This window comes from Dokdonella sp. (genome assembly GCF_019634845.1).
Classification (GTDB): Bacteria; Pseudomonadota; Gammaproteobacteria; order Xanthomonadales; family Rhodanobacteraceae; genus Dokdonella_A.
Map to the genome: position 1 here is coordinate 21,886 of NZ_JAHCAQ010000019.1, position 15,799 is coordinate 37,684.

Sequence of the window (15,799 nt, forward strand, 5' to 3'; positions counted from 1 at the left end):
GGCGGCAAGGCTCGCCTGCGCCGCGCGCGCCGCGGTGCCACGCCTCGCGCCGACGCGGCCCAACCGGCCGTGCCGGCGTCGGCTTCCGCCGCCAGCGCCGATGCGGCAAAATTGGCAGCCGTCGCGGCGCGCTGCGCCCGCACGTCACTCCCCTTCCTTCCCGCGTGGCCCGCCGCCCAGGCCGCGTCGACCGGAGCGCGTCCATGAGTCCTGCCTCGCCCCCCGCCACGGCCCGCATGGCCAACGCGATCCGTTTCCTGTCCGCCGATGCGATTGAAAAGGCCAAGTCCGGCCATCCGGGCATGCCGATGGGCATGGCCGAGATCGCCGTGGCGCTGTGGTCGCGCCACCTGCGCCACAACCCGGCCAATCCGCACTGGGCCGACCGCGACCGCTTCGTGCTGTCCAATGGCCACGGCTCGATGCTGCTGTACTCGCTGCTGCACCTGAGCGGCTACGACCTTTCGCTCGACGAGATCCGCAACTTCCGCCAGCTCCATTCCAGGACGCCGGGCCACCCCGAGGTCGACGTCACGCCGGGCGTGGAAACCACCACCGGTCCGCTCGGCCAAGGCCTGGCTAACGCGGTCGGCATGGCACTGGCCGAGAAGCTGCTCGCGGCGGAGTTCAACCATGACGGCGCGGCCATCGTCGATCACCACACCTGGGTGTTCGTCGGCGACGGCTGCCTCATGGAAGGCATCTCGCACGAGGCCTGCGCGCTGGCCGGCACCTGGCAACTGGGCAAGCTCATCGCGCTGTACGACGACAACGGCATTTCGATCGACGGCGATGTGCGCGGTTGGTTCACCGACGACACCGCAGCGCGCTTCCGTGCCTACGGCTGGCAGGTGCTCGGCCCCATCGATGGCCACGACGTCGACGCGGTCGATGCCGCGATTGCGCAGGCCAAGGCCAACACGACGCAGCCCAGCTTCATCATCTGCCGCACGACGATCGGTCGTGGCGCACCGACGCGGGCGGGCACCGCCAAGGTGCACGGCGAGGCGCTCGGCACCGAGGAACTGGCCGCCACGCGCCAGGCGCTGGGCTGGGAATACGGCCCGTTCGAGATTCCCGCCGACCTCTACGCCGCCTGGGATGCACGCGCCGCCGGCGCGCAGCGCGAGGCGCAGTGGAACGCGCGCTTCGCCACCTGGCGCAGCGCGCACGGCGCCGCTGCCGCCGAATTCGAACGCCGCATGGCCGGCCGGCTGCCGGATGATTTCGCCGCGCGCGCGGCGCGGCTCGTGGCCGAGGCCAACAGCAAGGCCGAGACCGTCGCCAGCCGCAAGGCCAGCCAATACGCGATCGAAGCCTTCGCTCCCGCGTTGCCCGAGATGCTCGGCGGCTCGGCCGACCTCACCGGCTCCAACCTCACCAACTGGAAGGGCGCGCAGCCGCTGCTCGGTGGCGGCACCGGCCGCCACATCAGCTATGGCGTGCGCGAGTTCGGCATGGCCGCGATCATGAATGGCATCGCGCTGCACGGCGGCTACATCCCGTTCGGCGGTACGTTCCTCACCTTCAGCGACTACAGCCGCAACGCGATCCGCATGGGCGCGCTGATGCGCCGGCGCGTGATCCACGTGTTCACGCACGACTCGATCGGGCTCGGCGAGGATGGCCCGACCCACCAGGCCGTCGAGCACGTCTCGAGCCTGCGCCTGATCCCGGGGCTGGAAGTCTGGCGTCCCTGCGACACGGTCGAAACGGCCGTTGCCTGGCAGCTCGCGCTGCAGCGTGACGATGCACCGACCGCGCTCGCCCTGTCGCGGCAGAACCTGCCGTTCGTGCCGCGCACGGCAGCGCAGATCGAATCGATCGCGCGCGGCGGTTACGTGCTGGCCGAGGCCAGCGGCGCGCCGCAGCGCATTCTCATCGCCACCGGTTCGGAAGTCGCACTCGCGCTGGCGGCCAAGCAGCTGCTCGACGTGCAAGGCATCGCCACGCGCGTGGTGTCGATGCCGTCAACCGAGGCCTTTGACGCCCAGGATGCCGCCTACCGCGCCCAGGTGTTGCCGGCCGCCGTGCGCAAGGTCGCCATCGAGGCCGGCTCCACGGCGCTGTGGTGGAAGTATGTCGGCACCGACGGCGCGGTCGTCGGCCTCGACCGGTTCGGCGAATCGGCGCCGGCCGGCCGCTTGTTCGAGTTCTTCGGACTCACGCCCGAGCACGTGGCGCAGGTCGCCAGCGGCTAAACCTGCGCAGGTCAGGGCGCGTTACAGCGCGTCCTGGTCGATCTCGCCGGTGCGGATGCGGATCACGCGCTCGAGCACGCTGACGAAGATCTTGCCGTCGCCGATCTTGCCGGTGCCTGCCGCCTGGCTGATCGCTTCGACCACGCGCTCGACCTGATCGTCGGCCACCGCCACCTCGAGCTTGATCTTGGGCAGGAAGTCGACCACGTACTCGGCGCCGCGATAGAGCTCGGTGTGGCCCTTCTGGCGCCCGAAGCCCTTGACCTCGGTGACGGTGATGCCCTGCACGCCCGCTTCGGCCAGCGCCTCGCGCACGTCGTCGAGCTTGAACGGCTTGATGATGGCCGTGACCATGCGCATGGAACGCTCCTGCCTCGTTGCACTGCGCGACTATAGCCGATGGCCTGCTGTAGGAAATCTCCTACACGCGATTGCGAACTCCGCGTCTGGCGCCGCGCGCCATCGTGCCTAGACTTGAACGCATGGGGACGAGGCCGACGGAGCGGCTGCGCAAGGAGCCCGCGATCGGCGCATCGATGTGCTGCCGATCCCCACGGAGCCGCGCTGCCGCGGTGGTGCAGGGACGAGTCCAACCACCGCGGCGGCATTGATCGACATCGAGCCAGCCGCAGCACAGGCCGGGGAGGCCAGCGCCATGATGCAAAACCCGACGATCGACGATCTCGTGCACCGCCTCGCCGCGGCGGTACCGGCCGGCACCGACCCTGCGCCGGGCGAGCTGCGCGCGGGCCTGCGCGGCATCTTGCGCGACGGACTGCGCGGGCTCGATCTCGTCACGCGCGAGGAATATGACGTGCAGCGCTGCGTGCTGCTGCGCACGCGCGAGAAGCTCGAGGAAGTGGAACAACGGCTGCTGGCACTGGAGCGCGCGCTCGGCGCCTCGCTGGCCCAGCGCAACTGAGCACGGTGATGGACACGCCGGCGCCGCCGTGGCACGCCGCCCGCGTGTCATGCCCCGTCCGGCAAGGGTTTTTCCCGGGAAGTCCGCCGTCGCGCGCAAGTCACCCCCTGGTGCGCGCGGCGGACTTTTTTTGCCCCGGCGTCGACTGCGGCGACGCGGATCGCAGGCCGGCGCCATGAGCCTCGCGATCGTCCACACACGCGCCCAGGTCGGTGTGGCCGCGCCGCAGGTGTCGTGCGAAGTGCATCTGTCGGGCGGCCTGCCCGGCACGTCGATCGTCGGCCTGCCGGAAACCGCGGTCAAGGAAGCACGCGACCGCGTGCGCGCCGCAATCCTCAATGCGCAGCTCGAATACCCGCAGCGTCGCGTGACCGTGAATCTCGCCCCGGCCGACCTGCCCAAGGACGGTGGTCGCTTCGACCTGCCGATCGCGCTCGGCATCGTGGCCGCCAACGGCGGCGTGCCGACGGCGGCCCTGGGCGACTGCGAGTTCGTCGGCGAGCTGGCGCTGTCGGGCGAGCTGCGAGCGGTCGACGGCGTGTTGCCGGCCGTGCTGCAGGCCAGCCGCGCCGGGCGCACCGTCGTCGTGCCGCGCGCCAATGGTGCGGAAGCCGCGCTGGTGGCGCATGCCGACGTGCGCGTGGCCGATTCGCTGCTCGAGGTGTGTGCGCACCTGTGCGGCCGCGGCGAGCTGGCACGCGCGCAAGCGGTGGATGCGGCAGCCGCCGACGGCGCCGACGAACCGGACCTGGCCGACGTGCGTGGCCAGCCGCAGGCGCGGCGCGCACTCGAGATCGCCGCCGCCGGTGCCCACAACCTGTTGCTGTGCGGCCTGCCCGGCACCGGCAAGACGATGCTGGCCAGCCGCCTGCCCGGCATCCTGCCGCCACTGTCCGAAGCCGAGGCGCTGGAGCTGGCGGCGGTGCGCTCGGTGGCGGGCCAGCGCAACGAGGTCGGCGCCTGGCTGCGCCGCGCGTTTCGCCATCCGCACCACACGGCCTCGGCCGTGGCGCTGGTCGGCGGTGGCTCGATCCCGCGGCCCGGCGAGATTTCGCTGGCGCACCACGGGGTGCTGTTTCTCGACGAGTTGCCCGAGTTCGATCGCCACGTGCTCGAGGTGCTGCGCGAGCCGCTGGAATCGGGCCGCATCTGCATCTCGCGGGCGGCGCGCCAGGTCGAATTTCCGGCGCGCTTCCAGCTCGTGGCAGCGATGAATCCCTGCCCCTGTGGCTATGCCGGCGACGCCGACGGTCGCTGCCGCTGCACGCCCGATGCGATCGCGCGCTATCGCGCTCGCGTGTCGGGACCACTGCTCGACCGCATCGACCTGAAGCTCGACATGCCGCGCGTCACCCAGGCGCAACTGCGTGCCGCGGCGGCCGGTGAGGACAGCGCCACCGTGCGCGCCCGCGTGGGCGCGGCGCGGGCGCTGCAGTTGGCGCGCGCCGGCCGCCCCAATGCCTGGCTCGGCAACCGCCAGATCGAACGCGACTGCGCACTCGATGCGGCGGGACAGGCCCTGCTCGACCGCGCGCTCGAACGGTTGGGTCTGTCGGCCCGCGCCTGGCATCGGCTGCTGCGCGTGGCGCGCACGATCGCCGACCTTGCACAGGCGCGCGACATCGACTGCGCGCATCTGGGCGAAGCGATCCAGTACCAGCGCGCGCTGGCCTGAGCGGGCGGCACGCGCGGCGATGCCGCCGGTCCACGCCGCGCGCGCACGCCCAACTGGCAGCGCCAACCACGGTCCGGGCGGGGCTGCCGGAGTCGGCCGTGGCGCCGCTATGATCACGACATGACGACGATCGAGCATGTCTACTGGGTGTTTGCCGCGGCCGCCGCATTGGTCCTCGTCGGCATCGCCTCCAGTCTCGTGGCGCGGCGCTTCAGCGCGCCCTTGCTGCTCGTGTTCCTCGTCATCGGCATGCTGGCCGGGGCCGATGGGCCCGGCGGCATCGCCTTCGACGACTATTCGGGCGCCTACGAGCTGGGCTCGCTGGCGCTGGCCGTCATCCTGTTCGACGGCGGCTTGCGCACGCGGCTCGAGACCGTGCGCCGCGTGCTCGCGCCGACCCTGCTGCTGGCGACCGTCGGCGTCATGCTCAGCGCCGTCCTCACCGGCATGGCGGCAAGCTGGCTGCTGCATCTGGAGCCGGCCTACGGCTTCCTCGTTGGTGCGGTGGTGGCCTCGACCGATGCCGCCGCCGTGCTGTTCCTGCTGCGCGCCGGCGGCTTGCAGCTGCGCGAGCGCGTCGGCGCCACGCTCGAGATCGAGTCGAGCGCCAACGACCCGGCCGCGATCCTGCTGACGATGATGCTGGTCGAGTACGTGACCACGCCGGCTGGCCTGTCGCCATTGGCCCTGTTGCGCGAGTTCGTGGTGCAGTTCGGCATCGGCAGCATCGCCGGTGTGGTCGGCGGCGGTGCGATCGCGCGCGGCCTCAATCACCTGCAGTTCGGCCATGCGCTGGCGGCGCTGTTTGCGCTGGCCGGCGCGGTGCTCGTGTTCGGCATCACCGGACAGCTCGGTGGCAGCGGCTTCCTGGCCGTCTACATCGCCGGCCTCGTCGTCGCCAACCGCGTGCGCGGTGGCCTCAGCAACCTGCTCGGCACCCTCGATGCCGCCACCTGGCTGTGCCAGATCGCGATGTTTCTCGTGCTGGGCCTGCTGGCCTCGCCGCGCGCACTGCTGACCTGGCTGTTGCCGGCGCTCGGCGTGGCGGCGTTCCTCATGTTCGTCGGGCGACCATTGGCCGTGATCGCCTGCCTGGCGCCGCTGCGGCGCTACGGCAAGCGCGAGATCGCGTTCATCTCGTGGATCGGCCTGCGTGGCGCGGTCGGCATCTTCCTGGCCTCGATTCCGATGCTGGCGCAGCTGCCCAATGCGCAGCTCGTATTCAACGTGGCCTTTGTCGTGGTGCTGGTGTCGCTGCTGGTGCAGGGATGGACGCTGGGGCTGGCGGCGCGCCTGTTCGACGTGGCCCTGCCGCATCTGGAGAGCACGGTGCGACGCGTGGAATTGGATCTGCCCGGCTCGCTCGAGCGCGAGCTGGTCGGCTATCCGGTCGCCGCGCAGGCCCGCGTGCTGGCCGGCGCGCCGCTTCCGTCGTGGTCGCACCTGACCCTCGTGGTGCGCGACGGTGCCATTCTCGCCGCGCATGAGGCCGGCGCGCTGCAGATCGGCGACTACGCCTACCTGCTGGCGCCGCCGGGCCGCGTGTACCGCCTCGACTGGTTGTTTGCGCCACCCGAGCAGGCGCGCGAGGCCGAACGCGAACTGTTCGGCGAGTTCACGTTCGATGCCGACGTGCAGCTGGGCGAGATCGCCGAGTTCTACGCGCTGCCGGTGCGCCCGCGTGATGCCTCGCTGACGCTGGCCGAGCACTTCGCGCGGCGTTTCGAACACACCATCGAGGTCGGCGATCGGGTGCACCTGGGCGCCGTCACGCTGATCGCTCGCGACCTCGACGACGAAGGCGTGCGCAAGGTCGGGCTCAAGGTGGACCGGCTTGGCACGGTGCTGGCGCGGCCGCGCTGGCTGCAACAGCTGCTGCCGCCGGGACGGCGCCGGTGATCTGCGACCAAAGTCCCATGACCTGACATTTTTGACGTAAAGACGGCCAAACGGTCGCGGCGATGTGACAGGAAATGTCGCAAGCCGACACTGGCTGCGCGCGCGGCGCCACGGTGTCGGCGGCGTGGATCCCCTGCGGCGGCGCGGCGCCGGCACCGCCGGTGACGGTACCGCGGGCACTTGGCCCGCGTCTTGCATGGATCATTGGGTCAGCCATTTCCGGCACCCGTGCAACGCGGGGTTCGGACTTCGCCGGCATCGGAACGTCGGGTTCGCGGCACGACTCCCCAGCAGCCGCCAACCCTCTCTCCCCGTTCCGATGCCGGTGGGCTGCAACCCTGCCGCCGCGCCCCTGTCCCGATCCCGCTGCAATTCGTTGCCGACGTCGGCGTACGTCCTGCCGCGGCGCAGCGGCCGGCGCTGGCGCCGGCCACCGCGGCGGTTCAGGCGGCAACGCGCTGCGGGTCCGCGCGGTCCTCGAACTGCTCTTCCTCGGTCGAGCCCTTGAGCGCAAGCGTCGAGGACTGGCCTTGCTGGATCGCCTGCGTCACGGCGTCGAAGTAACCGGTGCCGACTTCGCGCTGGTGCTTGACTGCGGTGAAGCCCTGCTCGGCGGCCGCGAACTCGGCTTGCTGCAGGTCGACGAAGGCGCTCATCTGGCGCCGCGCATAGCCGTGGGCAAGGTGGAACATCGCGTAGTTGAGGGCATGGAAGCCGGCCAGCGTGATGAACTGGAACTTGTAACCCATTGCGGCCAGCTCGTGCTGGAAGCGCGCGATCGTGGCATCGTCGAGGTTCTGCTTCCAGTTGAAGCTCGGCGAGCAGTTGTAGGCCAGAGCCTTGCCGGGGTAGCGCGCGTGGATCGCCTCGGCGAAGGCGCGCGCGAACTTGAGATCGGGCTTGCCGGTCTCGCACCAGACGAGATCGGCATAGGGCGCGTAGGCCAGGCCACGCGAGATCGCCTGGTCCAGGCCCTTGCGCGTCTTGAAGAAGCCCTCGACCGTGCGCTCGCCGGTGGTGAAGGGCTGGTCATTGGGGTCGACGTCGCTGGTCAGCAGGTCGGCCGCCTCGGCGTCGGTGCGCGCCACGATGAGGGTCGGCACGCCGAGCACGTCGGCAGCCAGACGCGCCGCGTTGAGCTTCTCGATCGCCTCGCGCGTGGGCACCAGCACCTTGCCACCCATGTGGCCGCACTTCTTGACGCTGGCGAGCTGATCCTCGAAATGCACGGCGGCTGCACCGGCCTCGATCATCGCCTTCATGAGCTCGAAGGCATTGAGCACGCCACCGAAGCCGGCCTCGGCATCGGCGACGATCGGCTGCAGGTAGTCGATGCTGTCGTCGCCCTCGGCATGCGCGATCTGGTCGGCGCGCAGCAGCGTGTTGTTGATGCGGCGCACGACGGCCGGCACCGAATCGGCCGGGTACAGCGACTGGTCGGGATACATCTGGCCGGCCAGATTGGCATCGGCAGCCACCTGCCAACCCGACAGATAGATGGCCTTGAGGCCGGCCTTGACCTGTTGCAGTGCCTGGTTGCCGGTCAGCGCGCCCAGGGCGTTGACGAAGGGCTCGCGCTGCAGCGATTGCCACAACTTGTTGGCGCCCAGGCGCGCCAGCGAGTGCTCGACGTGCACGGTACCGCGCAGGCGCAGCACGTCGTCGGCATCGTAGTTGCGCTGGACACCGGTCCAGCGTGGGTTGGTGGACCAGTCCTGGCGCAGTTCGTGGGCGGTGGGCAGTGGGTTCATGATCATCCCCGTGTCGTTGGATGTGGCTGGGTGGGTGGTGGTTGGGTTGGCCTGCAACCGGCGCAGGCGGTCGACGATGGCGCGGTCGCGGGCTGCGCGAAGGCAGGTTTGGGCGGCCCCGTGCTGCCGGCGACCGTGCCCGGCGGCGGCCCAGACGCCGGCTCAATGCAGCGATGGATAGGCGGCGAGGGTGAGGAAATCGGCCAGCTCGCGCGCGTGGGTCAGTTTGTGCAGCAGGATCGCGGCGGCGCCGACCTGATGCTGGCCGGGGATCGGCAACGCGGCCAGCCGCTGGCGCGCCGCGACCAGCTCGCCGTCGAAGGCGGCGAAGTCGATCACGCCGCCATCGTCGAAACGCGGTTCGCGTGCCACGTGCAGCCATTGCCACAACTGCGCGCGCGAAATTTCCGCGGTGGCGGCGTCTTCCATCAGGTGGTTGATCGGCACGCAGCCCTGGCCGTCGAGCCAGGCGGCGGTGTAGCGCAGGCAGATCTCGATGTTGGCGGCAAAGCCCGCCCGCGTGATGGTGCCCGTGCTGGTCGCGAGCAGGGCATCGCGGTCGGCAGTCACATCCTCGCGCAGCACGTGGAGCTGGTTGGGCGTGCTCATGTGGTCGTCGAACACCTCGCGCGCGACACGCACCAGGGCCGGGTGCGCCACCCAGGTGCCATCGTGGCCGGCACGCACCTCGCGCAGCTTGTCGGCACGCACCTTGTCGAGCGCGGCCGCGTTGGCGGCGGGGTCGGCAGCGATCGGGATCTGCGCCGCCATGCCGCCCATGGCAAACGCACCACGGCGGTGGCAGGTCTTGATCAGCAGCTCGGTGTACGCCTTGAGGAACGGCACGCCCATGGTGACCTGGCCGCGTTCGGGCAGCACATGGTCGGGATGGGCGCGCAGCGTCTTGATGCACGAGAAGATGTAGTCCCAGCGTCCGCAGTTGAGGCCGACGCAACGCTCACGCAGGGCGTGCAGGATCTCGTCCATCTCGAACACCGCGGGCAACGTCTCGATCAACACCGTGACCTTCATCGCCCCGTGCGGCAGACCCAGTTCGTGTTCGGCATGGGCCAGGACCGCATCCCACAGCGCCGCTTCCTCGGCACATTCGAGCTTGGGCAGGTAGAAGTACGGTCCGCGCCGACGCGCCTGCAACGCGAGCGCGTTGTGGAAGGCGAACAGGCCAAAGTCGAACAGCGCACCGGCCATCGGCTCGCCATCGACTTCGACGTGGGCCTCGTCGAGGTGCCAGCCACGTGGCCGCACCATGAGCACGGCCGGATCACCGTGGATCGCGTAGTGCCTGCCCTCGGCTGAGGTGTAGGCGATGTCGCCGCGCACCGCATCGCGCAGGTTGAGCTGGCCATCGACGAGGTTGCCGAAGCTCGGCGCCGTGGAGTCCTCGAAATCGGCCATGAACACCTTGGCACCCGAATTGAGCGCGTTGATGATCATCTTGCGCTCGACCGGGCCGGTGATCTCGACACGACGGTCGAGCAGGGCGGCGGGGATCGGCGCCACGCGCCAGCTGCCCTCGCGGATCGCGCGCGTGTCGCTGCGGAAGTCGGGCAGCTCACCGGCGTCATGGCGGGCCTGGCGTTCACGGCGGCGCTCCAGCAGGCGGCGCCGCGTGGCATCGAAGCGGCGATGCAGGTCGCTGAGGAAGGCCAGCGCCGGTGGCGTCAGCACGGCAGCGGCGGCGGCACTGGCAGAGGCGAGGATTTCGATGTCGGACTGGGGTTGGCGCAGTGCAGCGGTGGTCATGCCGGGCTCCGTGATGCTTTGCGGCAATCCTAGGCATGGAAAAGTATCTTTGACAAAACAAACGATTCAATGCGATATATTGACTTATTCAATGGCTAATATGTACTTGATCCTGCATGAAAAAACCAAGGTTGGTGCGTAAATCGCGGACAAAGTCAGGTTCGCGAGGCGCCGCAGGCGCCGAACGGACTGATGTTGCAACGCGGTTCTATTACAAGGGCAGCCGGCTCAAGCAGCTGCGTGCGTTCTGCATGATCGTCAAGCTTGGCACGCTGTCGCGGGCCGCCGAGGCGCTGTTCCTGTCGCAGCCTTCGGTCAGCCTGCAGTTGCGCGCGCTGGAGGCGGAACTGGGCGTGGCGCTGATCGAACGACGACGGCGACGGGTGGCGCCCACGCGCGAGGGCCAGGCGCTGTACGAGCTCGCCCTGCCGCTGGTGGAGGGACTCGAGACGCTCGATCGGCGCTTCCACGCGCGCTGCAAGGGGCTGGCCGGCGGCGAATTGCGCATTGCGGTCGGCGCCTCGACCGGCCAGTACCTGCTGCCGCCATGGATCGCCGCGTTCCGCGCTCGCCATCCGGAAGTGCACGTGCAACTGCGCAGCGTCGTCGGCAGCGACGGGATCGCCCAGTTGCGCAGCGATCAGGTCGACATCGCGATCGGTTCGTTGCTCGACGTGCCGCAGGATCTGGCCTACGAGGTGCTGCAGACCTGCGACCCGCTGCTGATCGCGCCGCTCGACCATCCGCTGGCGCAGTTGGCCGAGATCCGCCTCGAGGATCTGTCGCCGCACGGTCTCGTGCTGCCGCCGCATCGCCAGACCACGTTCCAGCTCGTCGATCTCGTGTTCCAGCAGCACAAGTTGCCGTTCCACGTGAGCATCGAGGTCGGCGGCTGGGATGTCATCAAGCGCTACGTCGCCCAGGGGCTCGGGATCTCGGTGGTGCCCGACCTGTGCGTGCAGGAGGACGACCACGCGCGCTTGTGCGTGCGCAACCTGCGCGCGCTGTTTCCACGCCGCAGCTATGGCGTGATCGTGCGCAAGGGCAAGTTGCTCGGCAGCGAGGCGCGCGCATTCCTCGACCTGCTGCGTCCCAACCTGTTCGGCCGTCGTGGCGACGGTGCGGGCACCGGACCCTCCGAGCGCTGACGACGCGTCCGGCCGTCATCGCGCCTGCCGCTGCGAACCGCGCGCCGCCGGGCGTGGCCTGGCGGTCGGGTTGCTGACGCGACTGCCGCTCAGCGCCGGGCGCCGGCGACGCCGCGCCGCAGCCGGCGCAGCAGCCCCGCCAGCAGGCGCACGAGCTTGGGCAACAGCCATGCCAGCACGAGCAGGAACAGGGCCAGCAAGATGAGGAAGGCGACCGGATGCGCGATGGCGAGCCACAGGCCGGCCAGCACGAGCCCATCCTCGCCCGCGCTCGCGGTCCAGTTGCTGAGCGGCTCGGGCGAGGTGTTGATGAGCGCCCGGCCGCCGGCCTTGGCCAGATGGGTGCCGCCACTGATGAGTCCGCCGCCCAGCGCCGCCGCCACCTGCACGGCGGGCGTGGCGTCGCCGAACGCGCCCCAGGCGAGCAGGGCGCCGGCGGGAATGCGCACCACGGTATGCAGGGCATCCCAGGCCGAATCGAAGGCCGGAACCTTGTCGGCGAGGAACTCACCCACCGTCATCACGGCGGCGGTACCGATCACGAGCGGGTGCTGCAGCACGTGCAGCGCCGTCGGCAGTTCGAGATAGCCATAGTGTCCGAGCACGCCGACCAGCAGCACGGTCGCGTAGAGACGGATGCCGCTGCCCCAGGCCATGGCGCCGGCAAGCGCGAGTTCGGCCAGCGGCGTCATGCGCGCAGCCCCGAGCTTCGCGCGGCTGCCGATCGGCAGCTTTGCCGCGACCGGCGGCGCTGCGCGGGATGGCCGCTTTCTGCTAGCTTTGCGCCTGTCGTTGCGTGTCGCGGGTGACCCATGCTGCGCTGGATTCTGTTGGCCATTGGCCTGCTCTGCTTTGTCGTTGTGATGACCACGCGCAGTGCGCTTGCGCTCGGCATCGCACTGCCGGTGGGACTGATCGCGTTCATCGGCTTCATTCTCGCGCTTGTTGGCGACCGCGTCTCGTCGGTGTCGCGACCCGAAACCTCGATGGCCTCTCCCGAACAGCTTGCCGCGATGAGCGGCGCGCGCGCTGCGAAGCCTGCGGCGGGCGGCCAGCGCGCGCCGGCCAAGCTCGATCCACCGGCTTGATTCGGCCTGCCGCACGCGGCCGCGAGCGGGTCGATGGCTGATCCCGAGCACAGCGGCTTCATCCGCTGCAGCGCACCGCCTGCCCTTGGTGCAGACGAGATCCACTTGTGGCACATGCCGCTGGCGCTGCCCGCTGCGCGGGCGTTGCGCGCGCAGGCGCGCGATGGCCTGCTGCGCCTGCTGCGCGGCTATCTGGCGGGCGCCGAGCCCGTGCTCGAGGTGGATGCCAAGGGCAAGCCCCGCCTCGCCGGCAAGGTGCCGCTGCAGTTCAACCTCAGCCACTGTCCGGGCCACGTCATGCTCGCGTTCGCCTGGGCCCAGCCGCTGGGCGTGGACATTGAAGCGCGCGGGCGTCGCGTGAGCGTGCTCGAGGTGGCGCGGCGCTTCTTCCACGCCGACGAGGCGGCGGCGCTGGCGGAACTGCCGGCGGCGCTGCAGCTGGATGCGTTTGTCGCCTTGTGGACGCACAAGGAAGCGCTGCTCAAGGCGCTCGGCGACGGACTTTCGTTTGGGCTCGATCGAATCCCTTTCGCACTCGAGCCGTCGACGCTGAGCTGGACGCTGCGCGCGGCGAGCGACGCCGCGGACTGGCGCCTGCATGCGTTCGCGCCTGCGCCGGAGGTGACCGGTTGCCTGGCCTGGCAGGGTCGCTCGCGCCGCGTGCGACAGCTGCGCGTGGCTTGAGGCGCCAGCGCGACGGCGAGGTCCGCGCATCGACACGCTGCGGGGCTTGCGCGATCATCGCCCGATGACTGCGCTCAGTGTCAACATCAACAAGATCGCCGTATTGCGCAACTCTCGCGGCCACGCGCTGCCCGACCCGGTCGCGGCCGCGCGCGTGGCCATGGCGGCCGGCTGCCACGGCATCACCGTGCATCCGCGGCCCGACCAACGCCACATCCGCACCGATGACGTGGAGCGGCTCGCGGCCGAACTGGCCGCGCGCCAGCGCGCGGTCGCCGATGGCGCGGCGTCAGTGGCTGCCGGCGCGCAATGCGCGGGCGTGGAACTCAACATCGAGGGCAACCCGTTCGCGCCGCCGCGCGCGGGCTATCCGGGACTTCTCGAACTAGTTCGCCGTGCGCGGCCGGCGCAGGTCACGCTGGTGCCTGACGGCGACGCCCAGCTCACCTCCGACCATGGCTTCGATCTCGCGCGCGACGGTGCGCGCCTGCAACCTTTGGTGCATGCCTTCAAGGCACTGGGTTGCCGCGTGAGCCTGTTCGTCGATCCCGACGTGGCCGAGGTGGAACGCGCCGCCGCACTCGGCGCCGATCGCGTCGAGCTCTACACCGAAGCCTATGCGCGCGCCTTTGCCGCGGGTGATCACGGCGCGGCGCTGGCCGATTGCGTCGCCACCGCGAATCGCGCCCGCGCGGCCGGACTGGGCGTCAACGCCGGGCATGACCTCGACCAGCGCAATCTCGGCGCGCTGCTTGCGGCGATTCCGTTCCTGGCCGAGGTCTCGATCGGCCATGCCCTCATCGGCGAGGCGCTGTACGCCGGACTCGACGCCACCGTGCGCGCGTATCTGGCCATCGTGAACGGCCCGCACGCCACGCCCTGAGCGTAGATCGCTAGCGGCCAAGGCCCTCGACGCGGATTCCTGCCAGCCCGCTGTGGCGGGCGATGTCGAGCGTGGCGGCGACCTGGTCGTAACGGGTGTCGCGATCGGCGTGGATCGCCAATACCGGCGGCTCGGCTGCGTCGGCCCAGCGCTCGAGGATCGCGGCAAGCTCGACGCGGTTGACCGCGCTGCCATCGAGGAACAGCTCGCCGGTGGCGAGGATCGCCAACCTTGCGATGCGCGGCTCGCCGACCGCCGTGGACTGCCCCTGCAGCGGCAGCGCGAGCTTCTTCATCGTCAGCGGCGCCGCGATCATGAGGATCACGACGAGCGCGAGCAGGACGTCGATGAGTGGGGTGACGTTGATCTCGGCCTGTGCATGGGCGGCATGCATCCGATAGGCGTTCGCGCTCATCGCAGTCCCCGTTGGCCCGGAACACGAGCTCAGCCTACGCCTGTGGCACCGCCTGCGGCAAGCGACCGTGCCGCGTCGTGCACGGTCGCGCAAAAGGAAACGGCGCCGCAGGTCGTGCGGCGCCGTTCAAGGGTCGGACTGCAGCCGTCGGCTACTGGTCGCCGGAGCCCGTGGTCATGAAGCCGAGCTTGACCATGCCCGCGCTCTTGGCTTCCGCCATGACGGTTGCGATCTTCTGCCACTGAGTCGGCTTGTCGGCGCGGATCTGCAGCTCGGGCTGCGGATTCTTCTGCGCCGCCACGCGCAACTGCGCCTGCAGGATCGCCTCGGTGACCGGTTCGTCGTTCCAGAACAGGTCACCGTTCTCCTTGATCGCCAGATCGATCGGTTCCGGCGGGGTGTCCTGAATCACGTTCGGATTGGCCTGCGGCAGGTCGATCCGGATCTTGTGCGACATCAACGGCGCCGTGATCATGAAGATGATCAGCAGCACGAGCATCACGTCGACGAGCGGCGTGACGTTGATTTCCGCCATCGGGCCACCGCCCGATCCACCTGCACTCATGCCCATGGCTTACTTCCTCGCTGCTACCGGCGCGACGCCCGCTTCAACGCGCGAACCCGTCGCGAAGAAGTCGTGCAGGTCGTGCGCAAATTCGTCGAAGCGGGCATAGATCACGCGGTTCGAACGCACGTAGAAGTTGTATCCCAGCACCGCCGGGATGGCGACGAACAGACCGAACGCGGTCATGATCAGCGCTTCGCCGACCGGACCGGCCACGGCTTCCATCGAGGCGTTGCCCGACGCGGCGATCTTGATCAGCGCGTGGTAGATGCCCCACACGGTACCGAGCAGACCGACGAACGGCGCCGACGAGCCGACCGTGGCGAGCAGGGTCATGCCGCCTTCCAGACGCAGGCTCTCGCGGGCCACGGCCTGGCGCAGCGCACGATCGATGAACTCCGAGCGGTTGAGGGCCTCGACCAGGCGGCTGCCTTCATTGCGCTGGTGGTGCGCGGCGGCCTGGGCGGCCTCGAGCGCGATCTTCGAGAACGGTTCGCTCTTGGGCTGGTCCTCGAGGAAACGCACGGCGTCTTGCGCCGAGGGCGTATCCCAGAACGTGCCGATGACCTTTTCCATGCGCGAGCGGATCATGCTGTTGCGCAGGAAGTTGGCGACGATGAAGTAGATCGACGACACCGACATCACGACCAGCGTGACGAAGACGATCCAACCGAGGACGTCGAAGTTGTTGATGAGGTCGTGGAACCCCATCTGGCTCATCGCAGCGGCGTTGCCGCCGCTACCGGGAACGACAGCAGACTGGGCCGCTGCGGGTGACTGAGAGGCTTCTTGCTGCATGGCGCT

The 15,799-nt window shown here is 69.7% G+C and carries 15 protein-coding genes; 8 read left to right on the forward strand and 7 right to left on the reverse strand.

The features are described 5' to 3' along the window. Positions 1-203 precede the first annotated feature (203 nt). Complete coding sequence (gene tkt, locus KF903_RS12945; protein WP_345777765.1) at positions 204-2,201, forward strand: transketolase; 1,998 nt, start codon at positions 204-206, stop codon at positions 2,199-2,201. Positions 2,202-2,222: 21 nt separating this feature from the next. On the opposite strand, the gene glnK is transcribed toward tkt, so the two are convergent. Then, positions 2,223-2,561 (reverse strand): P-II family nitrogen regulator, encoded by a 339-nt coding sequence (glnK, locus tag KF903_RS12950; protein ID WP_291215561.1) that lies wholly within the window; start codon positions 2,559-2,561, stop codon positions 2,223-2,225. Between the two features lie 295 nt (positions 2,562-2,856). On the opposite strand from glnK, the gene KF903_RS12955 reads away from it, so the two are divergent. From KF903_RS12955 to KF903_RS12965, 3 genes are all read left to right on the forward strand, one after another. Then, complete coding sequence (locus tag KF903_RS12955) at positions 2,857-3,123, forward strand: accessory factor UbiK family protein (protein ID WP_291215564.1); 267 nt, start codon at positions 2,857-2,859, stop codon at positions 3,121-3,123. A gap of 175 nt (positions 3,124-3,298) precedes the next feature. Then, on the forward strand, positions 3,299-4,798 hold the full coding sequence (locus tag KF903_RS12960; protein WP_291215566.1) for a YifB family Mg chelatase-like AAA ATPase: 1,500 nt from the start codon (positions 3,299-3,301) through the stop codon (positions 4,796-4,798). A gap of 120 nt (positions 4,799-4,918) precedes the next feature. After that, entirely contained in the window at positions 4,919-6,697 is a 1,779-nt protein-coding gene (locus KF903_RS12965) for a potassium/proton antiporter (RefSeq protein ID WP_291215569.1), read from the forward strand. A 443-nt stretch (positions 6,698-7,140) separates the two neighbouring features. On the opposite strand, the gene aceA is transcribed toward KF903_RS12965, so the two are convergent. Continuing rightward, positions 7,141-8,451: an isocitrate lyase gene (gene aceA / locus KF903_RS12970; protein ID WP_291215657.1), complete on the reverse strand. Its 1,311-nt coding sequence runs from the start codon at positions 8,449-8,451 to the stop codon at positions 7,141-7,143. Positions 8,452-8,610: 159 nt separating this feature from the next. Then, positions 8,611-10,212 (reverse strand): malate synthase A, encoded by a 1,602-nt coding sequence (gene aceB, locus KF903_RS12975; RefSeq protein WP_291215572.1) that lies wholly within the window; start codon positions 10,210-10,212, stop codon positions 8,611-8,613. Positions 10,213-10,328: 116 nt separating this feature from the next. Here aceB and KF903_RS12980 point away from each other — a divergent pair, with 116 nt between their 5' ends. After that, positions 10,329-11,360, forward strand: a complete 1,032-nt coding sequence (locus tag KF903_RS12980; RefSeq protein ID WP_291215574.1) for a LysR family transcriptional regulator — start codon at positions 10,329-10,331, stop codon at positions 11,358-11,360. An 89-nt stretch (positions 11,361-11,449) separates the two neighbouring features. On the opposite strand, the gene KF903_RS12985 is transcribed toward KF903_RS12980, so the two are convergent. After that, positions 11,450-12,052 (reverse strand): DUF4126 domain-containing protein, encoded by a 603-nt coding sequence (locus tag KF903_RS12985; protein WP_291215576.1) that lies wholly within the window; start codon positions 12,050-12,052, stop codon positions 11,450-11,452. Positions 12,053-12,190: 138 nt separating this feature from the next. On the opposite strand from KF903_RS12985, the gene KF903_RS12990 reads away from it, so the two are divergent. The 3 genes from KF903_RS12990 to KF903_RS13000 all read left to right on the forward strand — a co-directional run bounded on the left by KF903_RS12990 (position 12,191) and on the right by KF903_RS13000 (position 14,015). Beyond that, positions 12,191-12,448, forward strand: a complete 258-nt coding sequence (locus KF903_RS12990) for a hypothetical protein (RefSeq protein WP_291215579.1) — start codon at positions 12,191-12,193, stop codon at positions 12,446-12,448. A gap of 33 nt (positions 12,449-12,481) precedes the next feature. Continuing rightward, positions 12,482-13,132 carry a 4'-phosphopantetheinyl transferase superfamily protein gene (locus KF903_RS12995; protein ID WP_291215581.1) on the forward strand — a complete coding sequence of 217 codons (651 nt, stop codon included), beginning with the start codon at positions 12,482-12,484 and terminating at the stop codon, positions 13,130-13,132. A gap of 64 nt (positions 13,133-13,196) precedes the next feature. Then, complete coding sequence (locus KF903_RS13000; RefSeq protein ID WP_291215584.1) at positions 13,197-14,015, forward strand: pyridoxine 5'-phosphate synthase; 819 nt, start codon at positions 13,197-13,199, stop codon at positions 14,013-14,015. Positions 14,016-14,025: 10 nt separating this feature from the next. On the opposite strand, the gene KF903_RS13005 is transcribed toward KF903_RS13000, so the two are convergent. The 3 genes from KF903_RS13005 to KF903_RS13015 all read right to left on the reverse strand — a co-directional run bounded on the left by KF903_RS13005 (position 14,026) and on the right by KF903_RS13015 (position 15,715). Then, entirely contained in the window at positions 14,026-14,430 is a 405-nt protein-coding gene (locus KF903_RS13005) for a biopolymer transporter ExbD (RefSeq protein WP_291215587.1), read from the reverse strand. A gap of 151 nt (positions 14,431-14,581) precedes the next feature. Continuing rightward, the gene (locus tag KF903_RS13010) at positions 14,582-15,001 is read right to left on the reverse strand and encodes a biopolymer transporter ExbD (RefSeq protein WP_291215589.1); all 420 of its coding nucleotides are present in this window, start codon (positions 14,999-15,001) and stop codon (positions 14,582-14,584) included. A gap of 3 nt (positions 15,002-15,004) precedes the next feature. Continuing rightward, entirely contained in the window at positions 15,005-15,715 is a 711-nt protein-coding gene (locus KF903_RS13015; RefSeq protein ID WP_291215659.1) for a MotA/TolQ/ExbB proton channel family protein, read from the reverse strand. Between the last annotated feature and the right edge of the window lie 84 nt (positions 15,716-15,799).

What these genes read in the sequence shown, in the direction of transcription:
- glnK (WP_291215561.1), bottom strand. Translation starts at nt 2,561, where the DNA reads ATGCGCATGGTCACGGCCATCATCAAGCCGTTCAAGCTCGACGACGTG.
- KF903_RS12960 (WP_291215566.1), top strand. Translation starts at nt 3,299, where the DNA reads ATGAGCCTCGCGATCGTCCACACACGCGCCCAGGTCGGTGTGGCCGCG.
- KF903_RS12980 (WP_291215574.1), top strand. Translation starts at nt 10,329, where the DNA reads ATGAAAAAACCAAGGTTGGTGCGTAAATCGCGGACAAAGTCAGGTTCG.
- aceB (WP_291215572.1), bottom strand. Translation starts at nt 10,212, where the DNA reads ATGACCACCGCTGCACTGCGCCAACCCCAGTCCGACATCGAAATCCTC.
- KF903_RS13005 (WP_291215587.1), bottom strand. Translation starts at nt 14,430, where the DNA reads ATGAGCGCGAACGCCTATCGGATGCATGCCGCCCATGCACAGGCCGAG.
- KF903_RS13000 (WP_291215584.1), top strand. Translation starts at nt 13,197, where the DNA reads ATGACTGCGCTCAGTGTCAACATCAACAAGATCGCCGTATTGCGCAAC.
- KF903_RS12965 (WP_291215569.1), top strand. Translation starts at nt 4,919, where the DNA reads ATGACGACGATCGAGCATGTCTACTGGGTGTTTGCCGCGGCCGCCGCA.
- KF903_RS12955 (WP_291215564.1), top strand. Translation starts at nt 2,857, where the DNA reads ATGATGCAAAACCCGACGATCGACGATCTCGTGCACCGCCTCGCCGCG.
- KF903_RS13010 (WP_291215589.1), bottom strand. Translation starts at nt 15,001, where the DNA reads ATGGGCATGAGTGCAGGTGGATCGGGCGGTGGCCCGATGGCGGAAATC.
- KF903_RS12985 (WP_291215576.1), bottom strand. Translation starts at nt 12,052, where the DNA reads ATGACGCCGCTGGCCGAACTCGCGCTTGCCGGCGCCATGGCCTGGGGC.
- KF903_RS13015 (WP_291215659.1), bottom strand. Translation starts at nt 15,715, where the DNA reads ATGAGCCAGATGGGGTTCCACGACCTCATCAACAACTTCGACGTCCTC.
- tkt (WP_345777765.1), top strand. Translation starts at nt 204, where the DNA reads ATGAGTCCTGCCTCGCCCCCCGCCACGGCCCGCATGGCCAACGCGATC.
- KF903_RS12995 (WP_291215581.1), top strand. Translation starts at nt 12,482, where the DNA reads ATGGCTGATCCCGAGCACAGCGGCTTCATCCGCTGCAGCGCACCGCCT.